Source organism: Bradyrhizobium sp. USDA 10063, from assembly GCF_054063735.1.
Window position 1 is genome coordinate 1,858,742 of the sequence record NZ_JBSSGP010000002.1, and the last position, 20,881, is coordinate 1,879,622.

Genomic DNA, 20,881 nt, shown 5'->3' on the forward strand with positions numbered 1-20,881 from the left:
ATCGCAAACAAATATGACTTTCGTCACGATCGATCCTGACTTTCGTCAGATGCATCCGCCGCTCGAAATGCGCTTTGTGGTCCGCGAAAGTGCAAAGTCGGGGAGAGCCATGAAGATCGCGCCACAAGAATCGTCGCGCACGCAACAACGCGATATGGGTGGCGGGGCAAGCCCGCCGAAGCATCATTCCCTGAGCGCGCGACAGAAGGCCGTACTGCGTGCGGCGCTCGCCGGACGCCTGCAGCTCTATCCGCGCGGATATGCCGCGAGCAAATCCGGACCGTTTCATCCGCGAGGAGTCGTCGTCTCGCTTGCGCGCGCAGGTCTGCTGACGCTCAGCGCGACGAAGCGATTTGCGACGGCAACCGAGCGCGGACGCGATATCTATTCAGAGCAGACATCGGAGTGAAGCGAATGCGAGGATGCGCGCTCACGCTCTGGATCGGTGGGTTGACATTCGTTGGCGCCGGGTTGGCCGCCGTCTTCTTCGGATTTCGGGGACTGGAAACGCGGTTCGGAAGTTTGATGGTCATCGGCGGGCTGATCTTTGTTTCCTCCGGGTTCATGATCGGGACGCTGGGTCTTGTGCTCCGGCAACTCAACAGCGTGCGAAACGCCCTAAAGGCGGGTGTCGAGACTCCGCGTGAGGCGACCGCTGAAACCATTCCGGTCATCCCAACCGCGACACTGGAGCGTCCGTCTCCTGCAGGTCCAAGCAAGCCGAAAGCAACTGTCGCCCGAAATGCCGAGCAGGCCTTCGCGGTCGTCCGGTCCGGCACCGTCAACAATATGAATTACGAGCAGCGAGCCGATGGCACGATCGTCGCGACGTTGTCCGACCAAACGTTTGAATTCCGCTCAATCGACGAGCTTCGCAGATATCTGGCTGCGCTTTCGCAAGACAATGGAGATGCGGCTGCCGGCCGACGCTCGGTTTGATCCGAGACGCACGTTCAGCTCGAACGTCGCCGTCTCGATCTACAAAGCGATGACCAATTGCACGCTTGCGCATGACCAATCTCATCTTCCGTCGCCGTGGCAAGACCTGCAATGTCCAGTGACGAGAACGGCGGCCGCCGTCGCGGCCTCGCCACCACACTCGCTCGCTCGGTTTCGCTGTGCAGAAAGATTGGGCGCAAGACCATGTTGGACATGCTGAAGTGTATCGTGAGCAGGAAGCCTGGTCCCGCACGTGACAAACCTGCGAGGGCAGTCCCGCACACGGCCAAGCCGGACGACCGTGTCAAGCTTGGCCGTACAAGTCGCAAAGAGCCCGATCCGCTGAAATCTGCCACTGCCCGGCGCTGGATCGATGGGCCGCTGAAGCCGCCATCGACGAAGTAAGCGATGCGGAGTGCGCGGCACAAACCCGCGCAACAACCCTCGCAAGGGTCCAGACGCATCCAAGCCTGGGCCGATAAGCCGATAATAAAGACGCGGCGGAATCGCTCCCGCCGCGCCCGGTTCTCGTGCTCGCTGGTCCAGGGCTGAGAGCGCCCCGATGCCAAGCTTTGGACTGCTTAGCGGGCGATCCCAGCGAGGTGACAGCGCTTGAGATAAGACACTGGATCACCTCCTTTCATTGTTGATGGGACACGCAATATAGGCAACCGATCCGCGCCTGTTAAGGCCCGAAGGCGGATCGGCCGGAACCTGGCTGTTTGTAACGGCACAGGGCGGTTGAGGCCGCCGTCCCGGCATGATAGTGGATCGTTCCTACGCGGGTGTAGCTCAATGGTAGAGCAGCAGCCTTCCAAGCTGAATACGAGGGTTCGATTCCCTTCACCCGCTCCAATAAAATCAATCAGTTAGACGCCGTTTGTTTGAGCCCTAAGATTCAGAGGGTACTCCCCGGTGTACTAGCGAAAAACTAGCAGTCGCGGTCGCGACTAGAGCGCCAAGCGCAGCACCTGCGTCGACATTCCGTTCTGAGTCACGCGGCCCTCGCGCGCTTGCGTGGTGGCTGCTTCTTAGTGGCGGCACTGGCCGTCAGCTTCATGCCCATGGCGCGCATGATGGACAGCACGGTGCTGAACTCAGGGTTGCCGCTGTCGCCCAGCGCCTTGTAAAGACCCTCGCGCGTGATGCCCGCCGCCCTGGCGATCTCTGCCATGCCTCGCGCGCGGGCCACAGTCTTGATTGCCTCGCGGATTTCATCGGGGCTTCCGTCCTCCAGGACGGCGGCGATGTATTCCGCCTGAGCCTCTGGTGTCGCCAGGTATTCGGCGGGGTCGAACTTCTTCAGGTCTTTCACTCTAACCATGGCGGTTACTCCAGTGTGGCTGCGATAGCAGCCGCGCGCTTGATATCCTTGCTTTGCGTCCGCTTGTCGCCGCCGGCCAGCAGCACGACGACGACAAGGCCACGATAGGTGAAATAAACACGATAGCCTGGGCCGTAATCCACGCGCGGTTCATGAATGCCGGTTGCGCTGGTGGCCTTGACATCGCCAGGGTTGCCGCCGGCCAAACGTGTCAGACGGGCGGCAATCCGTGCAGCGGTGCGGGTGTCTCTTAGACCGGAAAGCCAAGCGCCGAATTCATTAGTGCGGCGGACTTCGCCCATATTCCCTGTTTGTAAACCATGGTTCACAGCACATCAAGCGAAATCGTGAACCATAGTTCACAATGAAAACCCCGCCGAAGTGACGGGCTTTGACGTAACATGAAAGTCCGTTAGCAACGATCATATGCAATTATTGCGTCGCGCTTCACATGGAACGACGCCGAAGACAGCCATGGAGGGCTGGCGGCGGCTCCGAAGGCCGGCCGCGAACACTCGCCGCGGCCATGTGTCGGATTCGGCCTGCCCCAGACGTCCTTTGCCCGGCAATCCAGCAACAAGAGGTCCCGATGCTCTACGCCATCCTCGCCTATCACGTCGAAACGGAGGTCATGTCCTGGACGCCGGAGGAAGATGCCGCGCTGATGGTCGACCTGCATAAGGTCCACGACCGCCTGACGAAGCAAGGCTGCCTCGGGCCGGCGGCGCGACTCGGCGAGACCGGGAAAGCCCGCACCCTGCGCGGTCCGGGCGCAGGCGTCGTGATCGACGGCCCCTTTGCCGAAACCAAGGAGCAACTGCTCGGCTTTTACGTCGCCGACTTCGCCAGCGAAGATGCCGCGATCGAGGCCGCGCGCGACCTGCGCCGGGTCAATCCAACGGCGGTGTACGAGATCCGGCCGATCACGCTCTATCTTCCGGGCACAGCCTTTCCGCTGACGGAAGCTGCAGGCGACAGCGATTAGAGCGGTTGGAGAAGAACCGAAGCTCGTCCGCCTTGCTCATCTCATCCGCGCTTCTGCTCGGAAACGATCGCGGCGAGAAACTCCGCGAGAGCGCTCTTTCCGGCCTCTTCCGCCGCCCTCTGGGATGAATATCGATCTCCGATCACTCTGACCCCCATCGGCGCGCCTCTGCGCTTGATTTCCCACTGCCACGCGGAGCGACACTCATCGCTGAAGGTCACGATGTAATATTCTCGCCGGACCACGAGGCGGCTAGCATCGTGCACCTCTTCCTGTTCGCCCATGCCACGGAAGCCCAGCTTCATGCGCCGGCCCGGTCACGCCGAGAGCGGCGGCGCCGCATCCGCCGGCAGCGCTCCGACCTTTTTCAAGAGCGGAACGTCGGCCGGACAGGGACCGCCGACGCTGACGATATGGCTGCCGCGATCGGCCGCGACGGCATGCTTGACGCCCACGGGCACGTGGACGATGCAGCCGGCATGGAACGGCAGCGCGATGTTATTGGTGTAGTCGTGGATCGTCCCCTCGCCTTCGAGGATGAAGATCGTGTCCTCCGACTGGGTGTGGATGTGCGGGACGTTGGCCTCGCCGGGTTCGAGGCAGACGTAATTGAGGTTCGCCTGCCAGGCACCGACACCGGGCCAGACCACGAAGCGTGCGTCCTTGGAGATCAGCGGCAGGCGCAGTGTCGGATGGTCGCGATGAAACAGGCGAATGGCCATGGTCAGCTCGCTGCGATGCTTGAATAGAGACCGGCATCGGCCGGGCACGGCCCGCCGATCACCTTGATGCCGGCTGCACCCGCCTCGATACGATAGCGGTCGCCGGCATCGATATGGACCATGTGCCCTTCGGCGACCTCGTAGCGCGAGCCACCGGCCGCATCGACAATCGCGCCCTTGCCCGCGATCACGTAGTATACGCAGTCGGACGCATGGCCGAGCTCGATGGTGCGCGCATTCTGCTGCAGCGACACCAAATGAAAACTGCGGAACATCGCGCCATTGTGCGGCGACAGCACAACCTTCGCGTTGCCCTCGCCTTCCACGATCGGTATTTCTGGACATCCGGCGGCGCTGTCGATGACTCGAATCTGGGAATATGAGGGATTGGCCATCGCCGCCTGTTTTTTATCACAACTAAAGTGTTTTTAGTATATTCAAAATCATACGACACGCAACGTCTTCTTTGCGAAGACCAGGACGAACGGCGCCGGGAGCGTCAGCACATGAGTCAATCCGAGACTGAGGCGAACACCGATCTTCCCCATCTATCGGAGGAGATCGCCGAGACCACCGCGAACACGCTCGCCGCCATTGGCGTCCGCATCCGCGAATTGCGGCAGGCGCGCGGGCTGACGCTGCAGGAGCTCGCCGACGTCTCGGGCCTCAGCACCTCCATGCTCAGCCTGGTCGAGCGCGGGCGCGCCTCGCCCTCGATCGGATCGCTGATCGTGATCGCGAGCGCGCTCGGCGTCACGATGTCGGATCTGCTGGTCAGCGGCAGTCTTGCCGAGGAGAAGATCGTGGTGCGCGCCTCCGAGGCCCGCGTCGTCGAGACCGCGCAGCATGTCGTGCGGCGGCTGATGCGCGAGGACCGCAGCCGTGGCGTCTCGGTCGCCGTCAACGAATATGCGCCGCATACCGGCAGCGCGGAACATCCGATCACCCATGACGGGTTCGAATATGGCTTCGTGCTGCAGGGGGAATTGACCGTCGAGGTCGACGGCATCAAGCACGTGCTGCGGCAGGGCGATCTCATCGCCTATAGCTCCCGCCGCAAGCACAAGCTCTGGAACCACGGCAAGACCAAGGTCCGCACGCTCTGGTTCAACCTCGATCGCGATTGACCGGCGAAAGTCATGACCGGTCCCCGCGCAGGATGGCATGCAGGCGGCCGGGCGTGATTGGAAGCTGCGTGACTGCCCCGGGCTTTTCGATGGCAGCGTCGATGGCGCCCGCAAGCGCCGCGCCGGCCGCATTGATGCCTCCCTCGCCCGCGCCCTTGACGCCGAGCGGATTGAGCGGCGACGGCGCATCCTCGCGCAGGATCACTTCGACCTCCGGCACCTCGTGACAGGTCGGCATCAAATAATCGGCAAAGCTCGCCGCCAGCGGCTGGCCGTTCTCGTCATAGACGAACTCTTCCAGGAACGCGCCGCCGACGCCCTGCGCCACGCCGCCCACGATCTGCCCTTCGATCAGCATCGGATTGACGGCCCGCCCGACATCGTAGGCAACCACATAGCGTTCGATGGCGACGGCACAGGTTGCGGGATCGACGCGGACCTGCGCGGCGTGGATGCCATATGGATAGGTCATGTGCGAGGAGGCGAAGCGCCCCTCTCCCGTCAAGCCACCCGTCTCCTCCAGATGCGCAGCGATATCGCCAAGCGGGAGCGAGGCACTGCCGTTGACGGTCTCGATCAGGCCGTTCGACAGCCGCAGCGCCTCCGGCGTGGTCTGCAACAGCTTTGCCGCCGCTTCCAGCGCGCTGGCGCGCAGCGCTTCGGCGGCGATCTTCACGGCCGAGCCCGCCATGACCGTGACGCGCGAGGCGAAGGCGCCAAAGCCGATCTCGATCCGGTCGGTCTGGCCATGGATCACGCGGATGCGCTCGATCGGCACCTGCAGCGTCTCGGCACAGATCTGCGCCAGCGCAGTCTCGACGCCCTGCCCGACCGAGGCAACGCCGGTGACGATCTCGATATCGCCCTCCGCATCGACCCTCATCCGCACCAGATCCTGCGGACCGAGGCCGCTCTTCTCGACGAAATAGCCAAGGCCCAACCCGACCAGCTCGCCGCGGCGCCGTCTTTCGGCTAGCTGCTGCTGCCGGTCATAATCGAGATGCGCCAGCACACGTTCGAGCAGATCGGCGTACTTGCCTGAGTCGTAGACCACCTTGGTTCCGAGCGTCTCGACGCCGCGATCGAACGGCATCGCCGCCTCGCCGATCAGGTTCACGCGGCGCACCTCGACCGGCGACAGGCCGAGCTCGGCGGCGATCTGATCGATCAGCCGCTCGCGCGCGAACGTCGACTCGTAGCGGCCGGGCGCGCGATAGGTGCCGGCCGGCGTCTTGTTGGTGAGCCGGATATGGCCGGCGACACCATAGGCCGGAATGACGTAAGGGCCAGGCAGCAAACCAGCCGAGAGATCGGTGACCGTGGTGCCGTGGGTACGGACATAGGCGCCCTGGTCGGTGAAGAAATCCGCCCTTAAGCCAAGGATGAATCCGTTCGAGTCGACCGCCGCCTTGAGCCGGTAGACCTGGTCGCGCGAATGGTTGGCGGCGAGCAGATGCTCCCTGCGATCCTCGATCCATTTCACCGGGCGCTTCAACCGCAGCGCGGCGGCGCACACCAGCACGTCCTCGGGATAAAGCTCGCCGCGAATGCCGAAGCCGCCGCCGACATGGCCTTCGCTGAGCTCGAGCCGTCCCGGCGCAAGGCCCAGCATCCTGCTGATGGCATCGCGATTGTAGTGCGGGACCTTTGAGGCGCCGTAGAGCCTGAGCGTATCCTTGCTAACATCGTACACGCACAGTCCGCCGCGGGTCTCCATCGGCACGCCGGTGTGGCGCCCGACCTTCACCTCCAGCTCGACGACCCGGTGGGCGCGGGCAAAGGCCGCGTCGATGTCGCCGTAGCCGCGGCGGATCACGGCTGGTTCGGACATCAATCCGGGGTGAACATCGGGCATGAACGCCGCCGGTTCGGCGGTCGCGTCGAGCTGCGGCTCCAGTTCCTCGATATCGCAAAACACGAGATCGGCCGCGTCCTCGGCGACGTAGGGATCGACGGCAACGACAATGGCCACGGGCTCGCCGACATAACGCACGTAGTCGCGCGCCAGCACGAATTGCCGGTAGGGCGCGAGCCGCTCAAGCCCCATCTGGCGGAAATCGATCGGCGGCAGATCGTCGACGTCGGCAATGGTCCAGATCGCGACGACGCCCTCGAGCGCGGCGGCCTCTTCGGTTTCGACGCCGATAATGCGGCCGAAGGCGACCGGCGAACGCACCACGCGCATGTGAAGCTGGCCGGGCCAGTTGCAGTCGGCGGCGAACGCGCCCTGCCCTAGCAGCAGCGGACGGTCCTCGATCCGCCGGAGCGATCGGCCGACAAAACTCATGCCCGCGCTCGCATCTCGCGCGCTGCCAGCCGCACCGCCTTGACGATGTTCTGATAGCCGGTGCAGCGGCAGAGATTCGACGACAGCACGTCCTTGATGTCGTCGTCGGACATATCAGGATTTTCCTGCAGCGCGCCGGCGGCGAGCATCAGGAAGCCCGGCGTGCAGAAGCCGCATTGCAATCCGTGATTCTCCCAGAACGCCTGCTGCAGCGGATGCAGTGTCTCGCCGTCGGCCAGTCCTTCGACGGTGCGCACCGTCTTGCCCTCGGCCTGCACGCCGAACATCAGGCAGGAGCGGACCGGCTTGTCGTTCACCAGCACGGTGCAGGCGCCGCAGACGCCGTGCTCACAGCCGAGATGGGTGCCTGTGAGGCCGCAATCGTCGCGCAGAACGTCGGCGAGGTTTTTGCGCGGCTCGATCGATACCGCGTAGCTCTTGCCGTTCACGGCAAGGGTGACGTCGCGCTTGTCAGGCATAGCTGATTACTCCGGCCCGGCGCAGCGCCTCGCGGATCCGCTGCGGGGTTGCAGGCAGTTCGAACAGTTCGATCCCGAACGGCGACAGCGCATCGCAGATGGCGTTGATAACGGCGGCCGGCGCGCCGATCGCCCCGCCCTCGCCGACGCCCTTCGCCTTGGTCACGCTTTCGGGCGACACGGTTTCCATATGCATGATCTCGATCTCCGGAATCTCCGCCGCGGTCGGCGGCAGATAGTCGGCAAAGGATGCGGTCAGAAGATTGCCGGTGTCGTCGTAGACGATCTCCTCGAACAGCGCGTTGGCGATGCCCTGGGCGACGCCGCCGGCGATCTGGCCATCGACGATCATCGGATTGATCAGGACGCCCGCGTCCTCGGCGACGAGAAAGCGATCGATGCGGACGCCGCCGGTCTCGATGTCGACTTCGACAAAAGCGATATGGCAGGCATTGGAGAACGTGCCGCCGGGATCGTAGACCGCGCTTTCGTGCAATCCGGGCAACAGCCCCTTGAAGCGGTGGCTCTGGTGATAGGCGGCACGCGCCAGCGCGCCGATCTCCATCGCCTGGTTGGAATGGCTGACCCGCGCCCAGCCGTCTTTCAACTCGATATTGTCAGGCGACGTTTCCATCATTGTTGCGGCGATCGTCTTGAGCTTCACCGCGACCTTTCCCGCCGCGAGCTTCGAGGCGCCGCCGGCGATCACCATCGAGCGGCTGGCGAAGGTGCCCCAACCGTAGGGCGTCGCGTCGGTATCGCCGGAGATGATCCGGATGCGCTGCGGCTCGATGCCAAGCTCATCGGATACCAATTGGGCAAGACTGGTCTTCAATCCCTGGCCATGTGGCGACGAGCCGATGCGCAGCACAACGTCGCCCGAAGGGTCCATGGTGCAATCGACGATCTCATAGCCCGGCACGATCTCCATGCCGCGCGCGGCATAGGCCGGCGTGCCGTAGCCGGTGCGTTCGCTGAACACGGAAAGACCGACCCCGAGATAACGTCCGCGCTCGCGCATCGCCGCCTGCCGCGTCCGGAACGTGGGCAGATCGGCAGCATCGATCGCGACCTCCATGGCCTGCAAATAGCTTCCCTCGTCATAGACGAGGCCGATCGGCGAGCGATGCGGAAACGCCTTGATCAAATTGCGGCGGCGGATCTCGGCGGCGTCGATGCCGAGCCGCTTCGCTGCGACGTCCATCATCCGCTCCATGGAGAAGGTCAGCGTCGGCCGCGACACGCCGCGATACGGCGCCATCATGCAGGTGTTGGTGGTCACGCCGCGCGAGCGGACACCATACTCGGCGAAGTCATAGGGGCCCGGCAGTTCGGCAAAGGCCATCAGCGGCTCGACGCCGCAGGTCACGGGATAACAGGAGAAGGCGCCGATGTTCGAACGCAGATCGGCGTCCAGTCCGATCAGCCTGCCGTCTCTCGCAAAGGCACCACGCAGGCTGAACGCCTGGTCGCGGCTGTGGGCCGAGGCGAGCAGGTTCTCGCGGCGGTCCTCGATCCAGGCGACGCTCCGCTTCAGCTTTCGCGCCAGCCACACCAGCACGACATATTCGGGGAATAGCGACATCTTCTGCCCGAAGCCGCCGCCGACATCGGGCGCGATCACCCGCAAGTCGGACTCGGCGATGCCGAGCGTGTCAGCGATGCCGGTCCTGAGCATATGCGGCATCTGCACCGAGGCTGTCAGCGTGACGCGGCCCGACGCGACATCATATTCGGCAAGCCCGCCGCGGTTCTCCATTGGCGCGGCCGATTGCCGGTGTGAGCGCACTTCCAGCGCAACGATCTCGGCGGCATCCGCAAACGCCTTGTCGAGCCCTGGCGTCTTCATGCGCCCTTCGACCAGCACGTTCGACGTAGCTTCGGGGTGAACCGGCGCGGCGCCCGGAGCCAGCGCCGTATCGAAATCGACGATGGCATCCGCGACATCGATATCGACGAACACCTGCTCGGCGATATCTTCTGCGAGCGCCGCATCGTCGGCGACGACGACCGCGATCGCCTGCCCACAGAAGCTGACGCGATCGACCGGCAGCACGGGCTGGCCGATCGCGATATAATCGGGCCGATGCAAGATGGGGCGGATCGGCTTCACGTCGGCGAGGTCGCGCCCGGTGAAGACTGTTCCATCGGATGGCATCTCGATATTGACGATCGTCCCGCGCGCCACCGGGCTGCGCACGAAACTGACGGCAGCCACCTTACCTGCGCGATCGGCCACATAGCTGCCACCGCCTTTCAGCAGCGCCGGATCTTCCAGCCGTGGCAGCCGTCGGCCGATCCAGTTCATGCCAGCGCCTCGCTCAATGCGCGCTTGACGGACGCGGCAATCAAGTCCCGCCGATACTCGGGCGAAGCATGGATGTCTCCGTTCGGCTCGATCATGCCGCGCGCCTCGCGGGCGATGCCGTCGATGAGATCAGACGACGCAGCCTTCCCAACGAGCTGAGCCTCCAGCGCCCCAAGGCGGATCGCGCGGTCGGAGACACCGCCGACGCCCAGCCGGGCTTCGCGGATCGTGCCGCCTTCAACCCTTGCCGCCGCCACCGCCATGCCCAGGGCGAAATCGCCGGCACGCCGCGAGAACTCATAGAAGCCGACGCGCCAATCCGGCGTCATCGCTGGGAGGCGGATTTCCGCCAGGATTTCGTCGGGTTCGAGCGCCGTCGTGAACGTGCCGCGGAAGAAATCGCTAGCCGCAATCACCCGTTCGCCGCGCGCGCTCTTTGCGACCATCGCGGCGCGAAGTGTCGTGGCGACGAGGCACCATTCCGAGGCGGGATCGGCGTGCGACAGGCTTCCCGCAAAGGTGCCGCGCTGGCGGATCGGATAATGCGCGATGTGGCGCACGACCTTTGCCAGGAGCGTGCCGAGCGGCCCCTCGACCACCGGTCGATGGAACGCGGCGTGCCGCGTCAGCGCGCCGATCTTCAACTGACCAGAGTCCGCCCGCAGGTAATCCAATTCGTTGAGGTCGTTGATGTCGATGAGGATGGCCGGCCGCGCCAGGCGGAAATTCATCGCCGGAACCAGGCTCTGACCGCCGGCCAGGATCTTGCAATCGTCCTTGTGTGTCGCGAGCAGCGCGAGCGCTTCGGTGAGATCGGCCGGCCTGAGATAGTCGAACGCTGCAGCCTTCACATTTCAACCTTGCTCAATATTATTGAATCTGATTAACATGACCTCATTGCGGTGTCTACTGTTCGGACGGTGAGTTTTGCATGGGTTGGGCCAGGGCCCCAGGACAAAAGCGCAGAGCGGCCGGCGGCCGCCCTCTCCTTTCTCCTGATGCGCCGCGTGGTTTCAGTTCAGCGGGCGCGCCATTCCGCAAGCAGGTCGGCGGCGTCGGCGACCACGCCGAGATGCAGCGACACCATCTTCAGCGCGGCGTCCTCCATCTCCTCATTGGTGCCGCGCACGAGATCGCGCAGCACCACGACGCGATAGCTGAGATTGCTGGCATCGAACGCCGCGTTGAGGATGCAGCAATCGGTCATGCCGCCGTCGAGCACCACGGTGCGCACGTTCATCTGCCGCAGCAGGAAATCGAGATCGGTGGCGAAGAACGGCGACAGCCGCTTCTTGCCGGCGACGACCAGGTCCTGCGGCTCGACACGCGTGACGAATTCGGTCCAGCGCGAACCTTCGATCACATGCGCATCGGAATTGGGGATCGCACCGACATGGAGCGGAAAGGTGCGCCGCCACGCCGAGGGAATGCCGGCGATGTCGTCGACACCACCTTTGCGCAGCACCGACTTGACGTGGATCACCGGCACGCCGATCGCGCGCGCCGCGGCATGGAACTGATCGATCGGCGCCACAATCTCTCGCGCGCGCGGCGCGGGACACGGACAATCCGGCGTATCGGCGAGATGTCCCTGGTGCATATCGACGGAGATGATCGCGGTCCGCGCGGCTTGCGTGAAATCCTCGAACCCCTGCGGCAGTTCGCGTTTCGCACCGTACACATAAGCCTTCATCACGTCTCCTATCGCCTCGCCGAAGCAGTTCGCTGTTGCGCGTCAATGCACGCATCGATCACAGCGCATCGGCGGCCGCCAAGCAATATTCAAGCCGCGACGAGGCGCGCGCGCAAACGCGCGCGCCGCGCGCCAACATCAATCACACACCAATTTTCGGTTGCGCCTCGCGTGCGACCGGATGCCGCCGGGCAACACAGTGGAATGCGCGAGCCGAACGCAAGCTCGCTTCGCTCATTCCTGCGCGATACCGCAAACGGTCGTGCGACAAAGAGGCTGGAGGGGACTGCCCATCGATTGGCTCGACGGTGACTAAACAATTGGCGTGCTATTTTTTCCAACAATGCGAAGATTTTTTCGGAACCCGTCCTGAACGGTCGAAAAATTTCCGCACAAGCCAAGAGGATCTGCGTGATGCGCTGGACTACAATTCCTGTTCTTGCCGCTGCCCTGACGGGCGGCGCGGCAGTCGCCTATGCCGCCGGGTTCACACTCCCTGCGCCGCCGAAGATCGCGTTCCTGTATTTCGCCGACAAGACCGACGGCGGCTGGACGCAGGCCTTCGACGAAGCCCGCCCGAAGATCGAGAAGGCGGTCGACATGCAGATTCCCTTCGTGGAAAATGTGCCTGAGGTTGCGGGCCAAATCACGCCAGCCGCGGAGCGCTTCATCCAGCGCGGCTACAACGTGATCATCGGCACCGCGTTCGGCTATTCCGACACGTTCAAGGAGCTGTCGAACAAATATCCGAAGGTCGCCTTCCTCAACGCCTCCGGCACGACCAATGGATCGAACCTCGAATCCTTCTACGGCCGCACCTATGAGAGCCAGTATCTCTGCGGCATGGTCGCCGGCGCGATGTCGAAATCCGGCAAGCTCGGATTCGTTGCCGCGCATCCGATCGGCCCGGTGAACTGGACCATCAATGCCTATGAATTAGGCGCGCAGAAGATGAATCCGAAGGCCACCGTGACCGTGATCTTCACCGGCGCCTGGAACGATCCGGTCAAGGAGCGCGCCGCGGCGCAGGCGATGGCCGACCAGGGCATCGACGTCATCGGCCAGCACGTCGACACCCCCACCCCGCAGATCGTGGCGCAGGAGCGCGGCATCTACGGCACCGGCCATCACCGCGACCTCCGCGAGTTCGCGCCGAAGGCAACGCTGTGCTCGTCGGCCTGGACCTGGGACAAGTTCCTGTCGCCCGAACTGAAGAAGATCGCAGCGGGCAATTGGGAGCCCAGCCCCTATGGCGCCTTCCCCGGCATCAAGGATGGCGGCACCGACATCGCCTGCTGCAACACCGTGGTGCCGAAGGACGTCGTCGACAAGGTGATGGCCGAGCGCGACGCGATCATTGCCGGCAAGCAGATCTTCGCCGGTCCGATCAAGGACACCGCCGGCACCGTTCGCGTCGCCGAAGGCAAGTCGCTCGACGATGCCGGTTTCTGGAAGATGGACTGGTTCGTCCCTGGTGTCATTACCCAGAAATAAGCGAGCATAGCTTCTGATGAATTCGGCCCTGCAACTTGCCGGGATCAGGAAATCCTTTGACGGGGCCTTGGCTCTCGATGGCGCGTCCTTCGAGAGCCGCTCCGGCGAGGTCCATGCCCTGCTCGGCGAAAACGGCGCCGGCAAATCCTCGCTGATGAATGTCGCCGCCGGCCTCTACGCGCCGGATGCCGGATCGATCTCCATCAATGGTGCACCGATCTCACTGAGCGGGCCAGCGTCAGCCCGCTCTCACGGGATCGGCATGGTGCACCAACATTTCAAGCTGGTAAGACCCTTCACCGTGGCCGAGAATGTGCTGCTCGCCAATCCGAAGGCCCATTTCGCCTCCGGCCTGCGCGACATCCGCGACGCCATAAGAGAGCAGGTCGATGCGCTGAAATTCTCGATCGATCCCGATCGCCGCATCGACAGCATGACGGTGGCCGAGCAGCAGCAGGCCGAGATCGTCAAGGTGCTGGTCGGCGGCGCGAGGATCCTGATCCTCGACGAGCCGACGGCGGTGCTGACCGATGCGGAAGCGATCGGTCTGCTCGAGATCGTGCAGCGGCTGGCGCGCTCCGGCACTGCGGTGGTGCTGGTGACGCACAAGCTGCAGGACGTGAAGCGCTACGCCGATGTCGTGACCATCATGCGCGGCGGCAAGACGGTCGCGACGCTCGATCCGCGCCATTCAACCGCGGAAGAATTGACCGAGCTCACGGTGGGCCAGACCTCGGCGCTGCCGGAGCGCACACCGCATCAGGGCGGCGCGACGCGGCTCAATGTCGGCGCTCTCACCTACACGCGCGCCGACGGCCGCACCATGCTGAACAACGCGAGCTTCTATGTCCGCGCCGGCGAGATCTACGGCATTGCCGGCGTCAGCGGCAACGGCCAGGCCGAGCTCGCGGAAGCGCTGATCGGCGCGATCGAGCCCTCCTTAGGCGAGATATGGGTCGATGGCACCGGCGACATCAGCCGCGCCGGCCAGGCCAGGCGGCGGGAAGCTGCGATCGCCGCGATCCCCGCCGACCGTTATGCCTACGCGCTCGCCGGCAGCCTGCCGATACAGGACAATCTCGCGGTGGCGCAGATCCGCTCCGGGCGCTACGGCAGCGTTGTCAGGCTCGATCGCGCGGCGATGCGCCGCGACGCCATCGCGGCGGTGAAGGATTACGACGTGCAGGGCGTGCGCAGCGTCAAGCAGAAGGCTTCGCTGTTGTCCGGCGGCAACGCGCAGAAGCTCGTCATCGCGCGCGAGTTCAGCCGCGAGCCGGAGGTCGTCGTCGCGCACAGCCCGAGCCGTGGGCTCGATGCGCGCGCCTGCGCCGCCGTGCACCAGCGGCTGATCGCGGCGCGCGAACGCGGCGCCGCCATCGTCCTCATCAGCGAGGACCTCGACGAGATACTAAGCCTCTCCGATCGCATCGGCGTGATGACCCGCGGCGCCATCGTCGCCGAATTCGAACGCCCCGCGGACCGCCAGGCGATCGGCCGCGCCATGGTCGATCATGCATGACATCTTGCGCCGAGCCGAACCATTGACCTCGCCTGCCCCCGCTGCCCCGCGCGGCTTCGGCCGCCTCACGCTCGACGTGCGCCAGAACCTGCCGCCGTGGAAGCAGGCGGTGTTCGTCGGATCGTCGCTGATCCTCGGCCTTGCGATTTCGGTTGCGATCCTCGCTCTCGCCGGCATCCCGCCCTTGACGCTCGCAAGCGAGCTTGCGGGCGTGCTGACGGCGGAGAACCTGCGCGGCGTCCTGATTCAGGCCGCGCCGTTGATCCTGGTCGGCCTGGGCGCCAGCCTCGCCTTCCGCATCGGCTTCTGGAATCTCGGCATCGAAGGCCAGATGATTTTCGGCGGCATCTTCGCCGCCGCGATCTCGATTTATGACATCGGCCCGCCGGCCACGCGGCTTGTGCTGATGGGAATAGCCGCCGCGCTCGGCGGCGGGCTCTGGGTGCTGCTCGTCGTGTTCCTGAAGCTGCGCTTCCGGGTCAACGAGATCATCGCGACGCTGCTTCTCAACTACGTCGCGATGTATTTCCTGTTCCACCTGCTGTACGGCGCCTGGCAGGACTCCAAGACGGCGTTTCCGCAATCGACACCGTTCCGTCCCTTCGAGCGGCTGACCGATATCGGCTATGGCGTCAACAGCGGCCTGCTGATCGCCATCGCCGGCGTGCTCGCGGCGGGCTGGCTGATCCATCTCAGCCGGATCGGCTTCTACACCCGTTTCATCAGCGCCAATCCAAAGATGGCGAAGGTCGTCGGCGTTCCCGTGCAGACGGCCACGATCTGGATCATCGCGATCTCCGGCGCCTGTTCGGGCCTCGCCGGCTTCGTCAATGTCGCCAGCCAGGAAGGCCGGCTGACGCAATCCTTCGCCAACGGTTACGTGTTCTCCGGCGTCCTGATCGCGTTCCTGTCGCGCAATGATCCGATCGTGGTCGCGATCGTCGGCTTCCTGATCGCGGTGCTCTTCATCACCGGCCAGACGCTGCAGGTGTTCTACCAGATCCCCTTCACCATGGTGCAGATGATCGAGGCGATCATCGTGATGGCGGTCGCGTCGTCGGAATTCCTGATCCGCCACCGCATTAGATGGATTCGATGATCGATTTCCTCGTCAATTGGCTGGCCAACACTCCCGTCACCGCGGTGCCCTACGCGCTGGCGGCGCTCGGCCTGATCATCGCCGAACGTTCCGGCGTGCTGAACCTCACTGCGGAAGGCTTGATGCTGGTCGGCGCGCTCGCGGGCGCGGGCACCTGCCTCATGCTTGGCGGCTATCCGGCGGTGGCTCTGGTCGCAGCGATGGTGGCGGCAAGCGTGGTCTCGCTGCTGTTTGCGGTGCTGGTGGTGGTGCTGCGCATCAACCAGGTGATCGCGGGCCTGTCGGTTGTGTTCTTCTGCCAGGGCTTGACCGGCCTCGTCGGCACGCTGGCGAAATGGCAGAACAAGCAACTGACGGGACTGGCGCCGCTGAAGATCTGGCCGCTGTCGGAAATCCCCGGCATCGGGAGGATATTCTTCCAGCAGGACCCGATCGTCTATCTCACCATCCTGATCTTCTTTGCCGTCAACTTCCTCTTGTTCCGCACCATGCTGGGCCTGTGCATCCGCTCAGTCGGCGAGAATCCGGGCGCAGCGGACGCCGCCGGCGTCAGCGTCACCTTGCATCGCATCTTCGCGATCGTCGCCGGCTCCTCACTGATCGGCCTGGCCGGCGGCTACATCTCGGTCGTCAGCGTCAAATTATGGGTGACGGGGATGACCGGCGGCCGCGGCTGGATCGCGGTGGCGCTGGTCGTGTTCGCGCGCTGGGCGCCGTGGCCCGCGCTCGCCGGCGCGCTGCTGTTCGGCTGCATCGAGGCGCTGATTCCGCAGATCGCAGCGGCGGGCATCCGCGTGCCGCAATATCTGATGCTGATGACGCCGTATCTTGCGACCATCGCCGTCATGATCTGGGTCGGCACCAAGGATTCCGGGCATCACGCAGGAGCCCGGCGCGCTGGGGCAGCCGCATGTGCGCGAGGAGCGGAGGTGACGTGTGGCACCGTCCGGGGCTTCATCCTTCGAGACGGTCGCTGCGCGACCTCCTCAGGATGAGGTCTAGACCCCCAATGAGGTCTTAGACCCTCATGGTGAGGAGGCGCGCAGCGCCGTCTCGAACCATGAGGCCACAGACCGAACGGGAGCTCAGTGCCCCGCCTGCTCCAGCGCTTGCGAGATCATGTTCGGCGACAGCGGCACCTGGCGGAATTTCAGCGCGCCGAACGGACGCAGCGCGTCCTCGACGCCTGATGCGACGACCGCGCCGACGGCGATGCAGCCGGCTTCGCCGACGCCCTTGACGCCGAGCGGATTGAGCGGCGTCGGCGTCTCCAAATGCAGGATCGAGACGTTGGGAATCTCGGTCGCGTAAGGCACCAGGAAATCCATCAGGCTGGCATTGGCGAGGTTGCCGTCGGCCTGGTAGTCGAGATGCTCATAGAGCGCCCCGCCGATCCCCTGCGCGATGCCGCCGAGCACCTGTCCCTCCACGATCATCGGATTGATCATGTTGCCGCAATCATGGATGCAGACGTATTTCCTGATCTTCACGGTGCATAGGCCCGGATCGACCTCGATGATCGCGCCATGCACGCCGTAGGCCCAGGTGGATTGCGACGGGCTGTAATAGTCGGTGGCTTCCAGTCCCGGCGCCTGGCCGTCGGCGAGCGGCGGCCCGTCATGCTTGCTCGCCGGCGCAAACTGCGTCGCCGCCTGCGCCGCCTTGTTGAAAGCGTAACGCAGCGGATTGCTCGCGGTCGCGATCGCGGCCAGCGGCGCAAAGCGGTTCGAGCCCTTCACCCAGGCCGCGGAATCGCGCAGCTCGATCTGGTCGGGGTCGACATCGAGCATGTTGGCGGCGGCTTCGATCACCTTCTTGCGCACGATGAGCGCGGTCTTGTGGATCGCATTGCCGCTGACGACGGCGGCGCGGCTCGCAAAGGTTGCCACGCCCCAGTCGAACGCCTTGGTGTCGCCCTCGACCACGATGACGTCCTCTGGGCTGACGCCGAGCTGATCGGCGACGATCTGCGCGAACACCGTGTCGTGCCCCTGCCCCTGGGTGCTGAGGCCGGTGTTGACATAGACCTTGCCCGTGATCGGATGAATCTTGACGTGGCCACCCTCGTAGGGACCAAGGCCCGTACCCTCGACGTAGCATGCGAGCCCCAGCCCGAGATAGCGTCCCTCGGCGCGCGCTTTTGTCTGCTCGGCGGCGAAATTCTCCGCATCCAGTTCGGCTGCGGCCATCGCCAGCGCCTTGCCATACTGGCCGCTGTCGAGCGTGACCTTGAGCCCATCCGCGAACAGCAGCCCCTCGCGTTCATAGGGAAACTGGTTCTCGGCGATCAGGTTGCGGCGGCGGATCTCGAAACGGTCGAGCCCGAGCTCCTCGGCGAGCTGATCCATCGCGCGTTCAATGGCAAAACACGCCTGAGGTCGGCCGCAGCCGCGATAGGGCGTCACCTGCACGGTCGGCGTATAGACCGCCTTGAACTCCACGAAGATGTTGGGGATGCGGTACGGCCCCGCGATCGAGGTGGACGCGACCTGCGCCACCGCGATGCCATAGGGAATGAAGGCGCCGGTGTCGTGCAGGAAGAAATCGCGCAGCCCAATCACCTCGCCGGTCCTGAGCGCGGCAAGCTCGATGGTGTGGATCTGGGTCCGCTCCTGCGAGGAGCCCAGGAAATTCTCGCGGCGGTCTTCGATATATTTGACGGGGCGCCCGAGCCGCATCGCCGCCATCGGCACCAGCAGTTCATCGGGATAGAACAGCAGCACCTTCTGCCCGAAGCCGCCGCCGACATCGGGGGCGATGACGCGGATCTTGTCCTCGTCGAGCCCAAACACGGAGGCAAGCCCGCCGCGTACCGAGATTGGCGCCTGCGTGCCGTCCCACACCGTGAGTTCGCCCGATACCGCATCCCAGCGCGCCGCCACCGCGCGGCACTCCATCGGCGCCGCGGTCGAACGGTCCACCTGCACGGTGATCTTGATGACGTGCTCGGCGCGCACGAAGGCGTCATCCGGATTGCCGCTGGTCTGGATGAAATGCGCGGCGAGATTGTTCGGCACGTCGGCGTGCACAAGCGGCGCATCGTCCGTCAGCGCCTTCGCCAGATCCATCTCGAGCGGCAATGGCGCGTACTCGACCTCGATCAGGGCTGCAGCATCTTCCGCGGTATAGCGATCGACGGCGACCACCATCGCCACGGTCTGCCCGACATAATGGACATCGCCCCGCGCCAGCGGACGCTGGGTTTTTGGATTCCTCATCGAGGGATGCGGGATCAAGAGCGGCATCTCGACATCGAGCCCGCCGATGTCGTCGCTGGTATAGACCGCCGCGACGCCGGGGTGGCGCTTCGCCGCCGACGTGTCGATGGAGACGATCCGCGCCCGCGCATGCGGGCTGCGCAGGAAGGCGACGTGCAGCGCATCCGGCAGCGGAATGTCGTCGACGAAGGCGCCCTCGCCCCGCAGCAGCTTGGGATCGATATTGCGCTCGACGCGGGCTCCGAACTGGCGTGTCGACATCAGGCCCGTCCGAGCAGTTCGGCGGCGCGGCGCACCGCGGCGATGATGTTGAGATAGCCGGTGCAGCGGCAGAGATTGCCCGACAGCAAATCCCTGATGCCCTCGTCGGAAAGATCGAGCTTTCCGGGTTCCTCGAAGCGGGCGACGATGTTCATCACCATGCCGGGCGTGCAATAGCCGCATTGCAGGCCGTGGCACTCCTTGAACGCCTGCTGCACCGGATGCAGCAGGCCGTCGGCCGACGCGACCGACTCGATGGTGCGGATATCGTAGCCGTTCGCCTGCACCGCCAGCGTCAGGCAGGAACGGCCGGCCCTGCCATTGATGAGCACGGTGCAGCAGCCGCAGACGCCATGCTCGCAGCCGACATGGGTGCCGGTCAGCCCGAGCTCATGCCGCAGGAAGTCGCTGAGCAGCATGCGGACGCTGACGGCGCGGCTGACGGCCTCGCCGTTGACCGTCATCGACACATCCACTTCGACATCCGCCGAGCGATCGGGGATCGCGGCCTTCATCGTTCGCGCCATCAGGCGGTCTCCATCTGCCGGGCGCGTCGCGCGGCCGTCGTCACCATCCTGCGGATCAGCGTGCCGAGCGCCCTGCGGCGATAGGTTTGGGACACATGCATCTCGTCGGGCTGGGTTACGACGGCAGCCGAAGCTGCGACCGCGGCGTCAAGATCGGACGCGTCGAGCGCCGTGCCTGTGAGGATCTCCTCGGCCGCCTTCAGCCGCACCGGCGTATCGGCAATGCCGCAGGCCGCAAGCTGCACGCGCGACGCGCGGCCGCGGTCGTCGAGCGACAGCACGCAGCCGACGCCCGCGATCGCGTAGTCGCCATGACGCCGCGTCACTTCGTCGAAGGCCCATCCCGCGCCTTTCGGCAGCACCGGAAAGCGCGCCTCGACGACGATCTCGTCGCGTTCGCGCGCGGTGCTGAGGAACGACTGAAAGAAATCTTCGGCCGCGATCTCGCGCCGGCCCGACGGCCCCTGCGCGATCACGGAGCCGCCGAGCAGCACCAGCAGCAGCGGCATCTCGGCAGAGGGATCGGCATGGCAAAGACTGCCGACCACCGTGCCGCGGTTGCGGATCGGCACATGGGCAACGTGCTGCATCACTTCGGCCACCAGCGGATTGACGCGTGCAACCTCCGCATCGAGTTCGAATTCGCGGTGGCGTGCCATCGCCTTCACGATGATGAGGCCGGGGCCAAACTCGATGCCATGCAGATCGGCCACATGCTGGATGTCCACCAGCGTGGACGGATTGGCCGCGCGAAAATTCATCGCGGGCAACAATGTCTGCCCGCCGGCGAGCACGACCGCGTCGGGATCGCCGGCCAGAATGCTGATCGCCTCTTCGATTGATGTTGGCGCCTGGTAGCCAAAGATGGAGGGCTTCATCTGATCTCTTCAGCTCGCCAA

Annotated in this window: 20 protein-coding genes and 1 tRNA gene; 9 read left to right on the forward strand and 12 right to left on the reverse strand. The window is 64.7% G+C overall.

Going from position 1 to position 20,881, the window contains the following annotated elements; all coding sequences use genetic code 11:
- Positions 1 to 13 precede the first annotated feature (13 nt).
- From ACVJGD_RS11125 to ACVJGD_RS11135, 3 genes are all read left to right on the forward strand, one after another.
- Positions 14 to 409, forward strand: coding sequence for a hypothetical protein (locus tag ACVJGD_RS11125; protein ID WP_456634381.1), 396 nt, complete (start codon positions 14 to 16; stop codon positions 407 to 409).
- Between the two features lie 62 nt (positions 410 to 471).
- A complete protein-coding gene (locus ACVJGD_RS11130) occupies positions 472 to 939 on the forward strand; it encodes a hypothetical protein (protein WP_456634382.1) in 468 nt (155 codons plus the stop codon).
- Positions 940 to 1,720: 781 nt separating this feature from the next.
- Positions 1,721 to 1,794 (forward strand) — tRNA-Gly (locus ACVJGD_RS11135).
- 139 nt (positions 1,795 to 1,933) lie between these two features.
- Here ACVJGD_RS11135 and ACVJGD_RS11140 read toward each other — a convergent pair.
- Positions 1,934 to 2,263, reverse strand: coding sequence for an addiction module antidote protein (locus tag ACVJGD_RS11140; RefSeq protein WP_456634383.1), 330 nt, complete (start codon positions 2,261 to 2,263; stop codon positions 1,934 to 1,936).
- 5 nt (positions 2,264 to 2,268) lie between these two features.
- On the reverse strand, positions 2,269 to 2,565 hold the full coding sequence (locus ACVJGD_RS11145) for a type II toxin-antitoxin system RelE/ParE family toxin (protein WP_456634384.1): 297 nt from the start codon (positions 2,563 to 2,565) through the stop codon (positions 2,269 to 2,271).
- 287 nt (positions 2,566 to 2,852) lie between these two features.
- Here ACVJGD_RS11145 and ACVJGD_RS11150 point away from each other — a divergent pair, with 287 nt between their 5' ends.
- On the forward strand, positions 2,853 to 3,248 hold the full coding sequence (locus ACVJGD_RS11150; RefSeq protein WP_456634385.1) for a YciI family protein: 396 nt from the start codon (positions 2,853 to 2,855) through the stop codon (positions 3,246 to 3,248).
- A 317-nt stretch (positions 3,249 to 3,565) separates the two neighbouring features.
- On the opposite strand, the gene ACVJGD_RS11155 is transcribed toward ACVJGD_RS11150, so the two are convergent.
- Together ACVJGD_RS11155 and ACVJGD_RS11160 are read right to left on the reverse strand one after the other, a co-directional pair.
- Positions 3,566 to 3,970, reverse strand: a complete 405-nt coding sequence (locus ACVJGD_RS11155) for a cupin domain-containing protein (protein WP_456634386.1) — start codon at positions 3,968 to 3,970, stop codon at positions 3,566 to 3,568.
- A 2-nt stretch (positions 3,971 to 3,972) separates the two neighbouring features.
- Positions 3,973 to 4,365, reverse strand: a complete 393-nt coding sequence (locus ACVJGD_RS11160) for a hypothetical protein (protein ID WP_456634387.1) — start codon at positions 4,363 to 4,365, stop codon at positions 3,973 to 3,975.
- A 111-nt stretch (positions 4,366 to 4,476) separates the two neighbouring features.
- Between ACVJGD_RS11160 and ACVJGD_RS11165 the strand changes: the two genes are divergently transcribed.
- The gene (locus tag ACVJGD_RS11165) at positions 4,477 to 5,097 is read left to right on the forward strand and encodes a helix-turn-helix domain-containing protein (protein WP_456634388.1); all 621 of its coding nucleotides are present in this window, start codon (positions 4,477 to 4,479) and stop codon (positions 5,095 to 5,097) included.
- Between the two features lie 10 nt (positions 5,098 to 5,107).
- On the opposite strand, the gene ACVJGD_RS11170 is transcribed toward ACVJGD_RS11165, so the two are convergent.
- From ACVJGD_RS11170 to ACVJGD_RS11190, 5 genes are all read right to left on the reverse strand, one after another.
- Positions 5,108 to 7,384, reverse strand: coding sequence for a xanthine dehydrogenase family protein molybdopterin-binding subunit (locus ACVJGD_RS11170; RefSeq protein ID WP_456634389.1), 2,277 nt, complete (start codon positions 7,382 to 7,384; stop codon positions 5,108 to 5,110).
- Entirely contained in the window at positions 7,381 to 7,863 is a 483-nt protein-coding gene (locus ACVJGD_RS11175) for a (2Fe-2S)-binding protein (RefSeq protein ID WP_456634390.1), read from the reverse strand. The genes ACVJGD_RS11170 and ACVJGD_RS11175 overlap by 4 nt, the downstream gene beginning before the upstream one ends.
- Positions 7,856 to 10,171: a xanthine dehydrogenase family protein molybdopterin-binding subunit gene (locus ACVJGD_RS11180; RefSeq protein ID WP_456634391.1), complete on the reverse strand. Its 2,316-nt coding sequence runs from the start codon at positions 10,169 to 10,171 to the stop codon at positions 7,856 to 7,858. Before ACVJGD_RS11180 ends, ACVJGD_RS11175 begins: the two co-directional genes overlap by 8 nt.
- The gene (locus tag ACVJGD_RS11185; RefSeq protein ID WP_456634392.1) at positions 10,168 to 11,022 is read right to left on the reverse strand and encodes an FAD binding domain-containing protein; all 855 of its coding nucleotides are present in this window, start codon (positions 11,020 to 11,022) and stop codon (positions 10,168 to 10,170) included. The genes ACVJGD_RS11180 and ACVJGD_RS11185 overlap by 4 nt, the downstream gene beginning before the upstream one ends.
- A 167-nt stretch (positions 11,023 to 11,189) precedes the next feature.
- Positions 11,190 to 11,864, reverse strand: coding sequence for an isochorismatase family cysteine hydrolase (locus tag ACVJGD_RS11190; protein WP_456634393.1), 675 nt, complete (start codon positions 11,862 to 11,864; stop codon positions 11,190 to 11,192).
- 414 nt (positions 11,865 to 12,278) lie between these two features.
- Between ACVJGD_RS11190 and ACVJGD_RS11195 the strand changes: the two genes are divergently transcribed.
- Genes ACVJGD_RS11195 through ACVJGD_RS11210 form a run of 4 tightly spaced genes read left to right on the forward strand, consistent with a single transcriptional unit; the run spans position 12,279 to position 16,971 of the window.
- Positions 12,279 to 13,358 (forward strand): BMP family ABC transporter substrate-binding protein, encoded by a 1,080-nt coding sequence (locus tag ACVJGD_RS11195; protein WP_456634394.1) that lies wholly within the window; start codon positions 12,279 to 12,281, stop codon positions 13,356 to 13,358.
- 16 nt (positions 13,359 to 13,374) lie between these two features.
- Positions 13,375 to 14,877: an ABC transporter ATP-binding protein gene (locus tag ACVJGD_RS11200; protein WP_456634395.1), complete on the forward strand. Its 1,503-nt coding sequence runs from the start codon at positions 13,375 to 13,377 to the stop codon at positions 14,875 to 14,877.
- A gap of 22 nt (positions 14,878 to 14,899) precedes the next feature.
- Entirely contained in the window at positions 14,900 to 15,976 is a 1,077-nt protein-coding gene (locus ACVJGD_RS11205; protein WP_456634396.1) for an ABC transporter permease, read from the forward strand.
- Entirely contained in the window at positions 15,973 to 16,971 is a 999-nt protein-coding gene (locus tag ACVJGD_RS11210) for an ABC transporter permease (protein WP_456634397.1), read from the forward strand. Before ACVJGD_RS11205 ends, ACVJGD_RS11210 begins: the two co-directional genes overlap by 4 nt.
- Before the next feature lie 90 nt (positions 16,972 to 17,061).
- Here ACVJGD_RS11210 and cutA read toward each other — a convergent pair whose 3' ends face one another.
- The 3 genes from cutA to ACVJGD_RS11225 are packed head-to-tail and all read right to left on the reverse strand — an operon-like array spanning position 17,062 to position 20,860.
- A complete protein-coding gene (gene cutA, locus ACVJGD_RS11215) occupies positions 17,062 to 19,455 on the reverse strand; it encodes an aerobic carbon-monoxide dehydrogenase large subunit (protein ID WP_456634398.1) in 2,394 nt (797 codons plus the stop codon).
- A complete protein-coding gene (locus ACVJGD_RS11220; protein WP_456634399.1) occupies positions 19,455 to 19,982 on the reverse strand; it encodes a (2Fe-2S)-binding protein in 528 nt (175 codons plus the stop codon). The genes cutA and ACVJGD_RS11220 overlap by 1 nt, the downstream gene beginning before the upstream one ends.
- Complete coding sequence (locus ACVJGD_RS11225) at positions 19,982 to 20,860, reverse strand: FAD binding domain-containing protein (protein ID WP_456634400.1); 879 nt, start codon at positions 20,858 to 20,860, stop codon at positions 19,982 to 19,984. Before ACVJGD_RS11225 ends, ACVJGD_RS11220 begins: the two co-directional genes overlap by 1 nt.
- Positions 20,861 to 20,881: the final 21 nt, after the last annotated feature.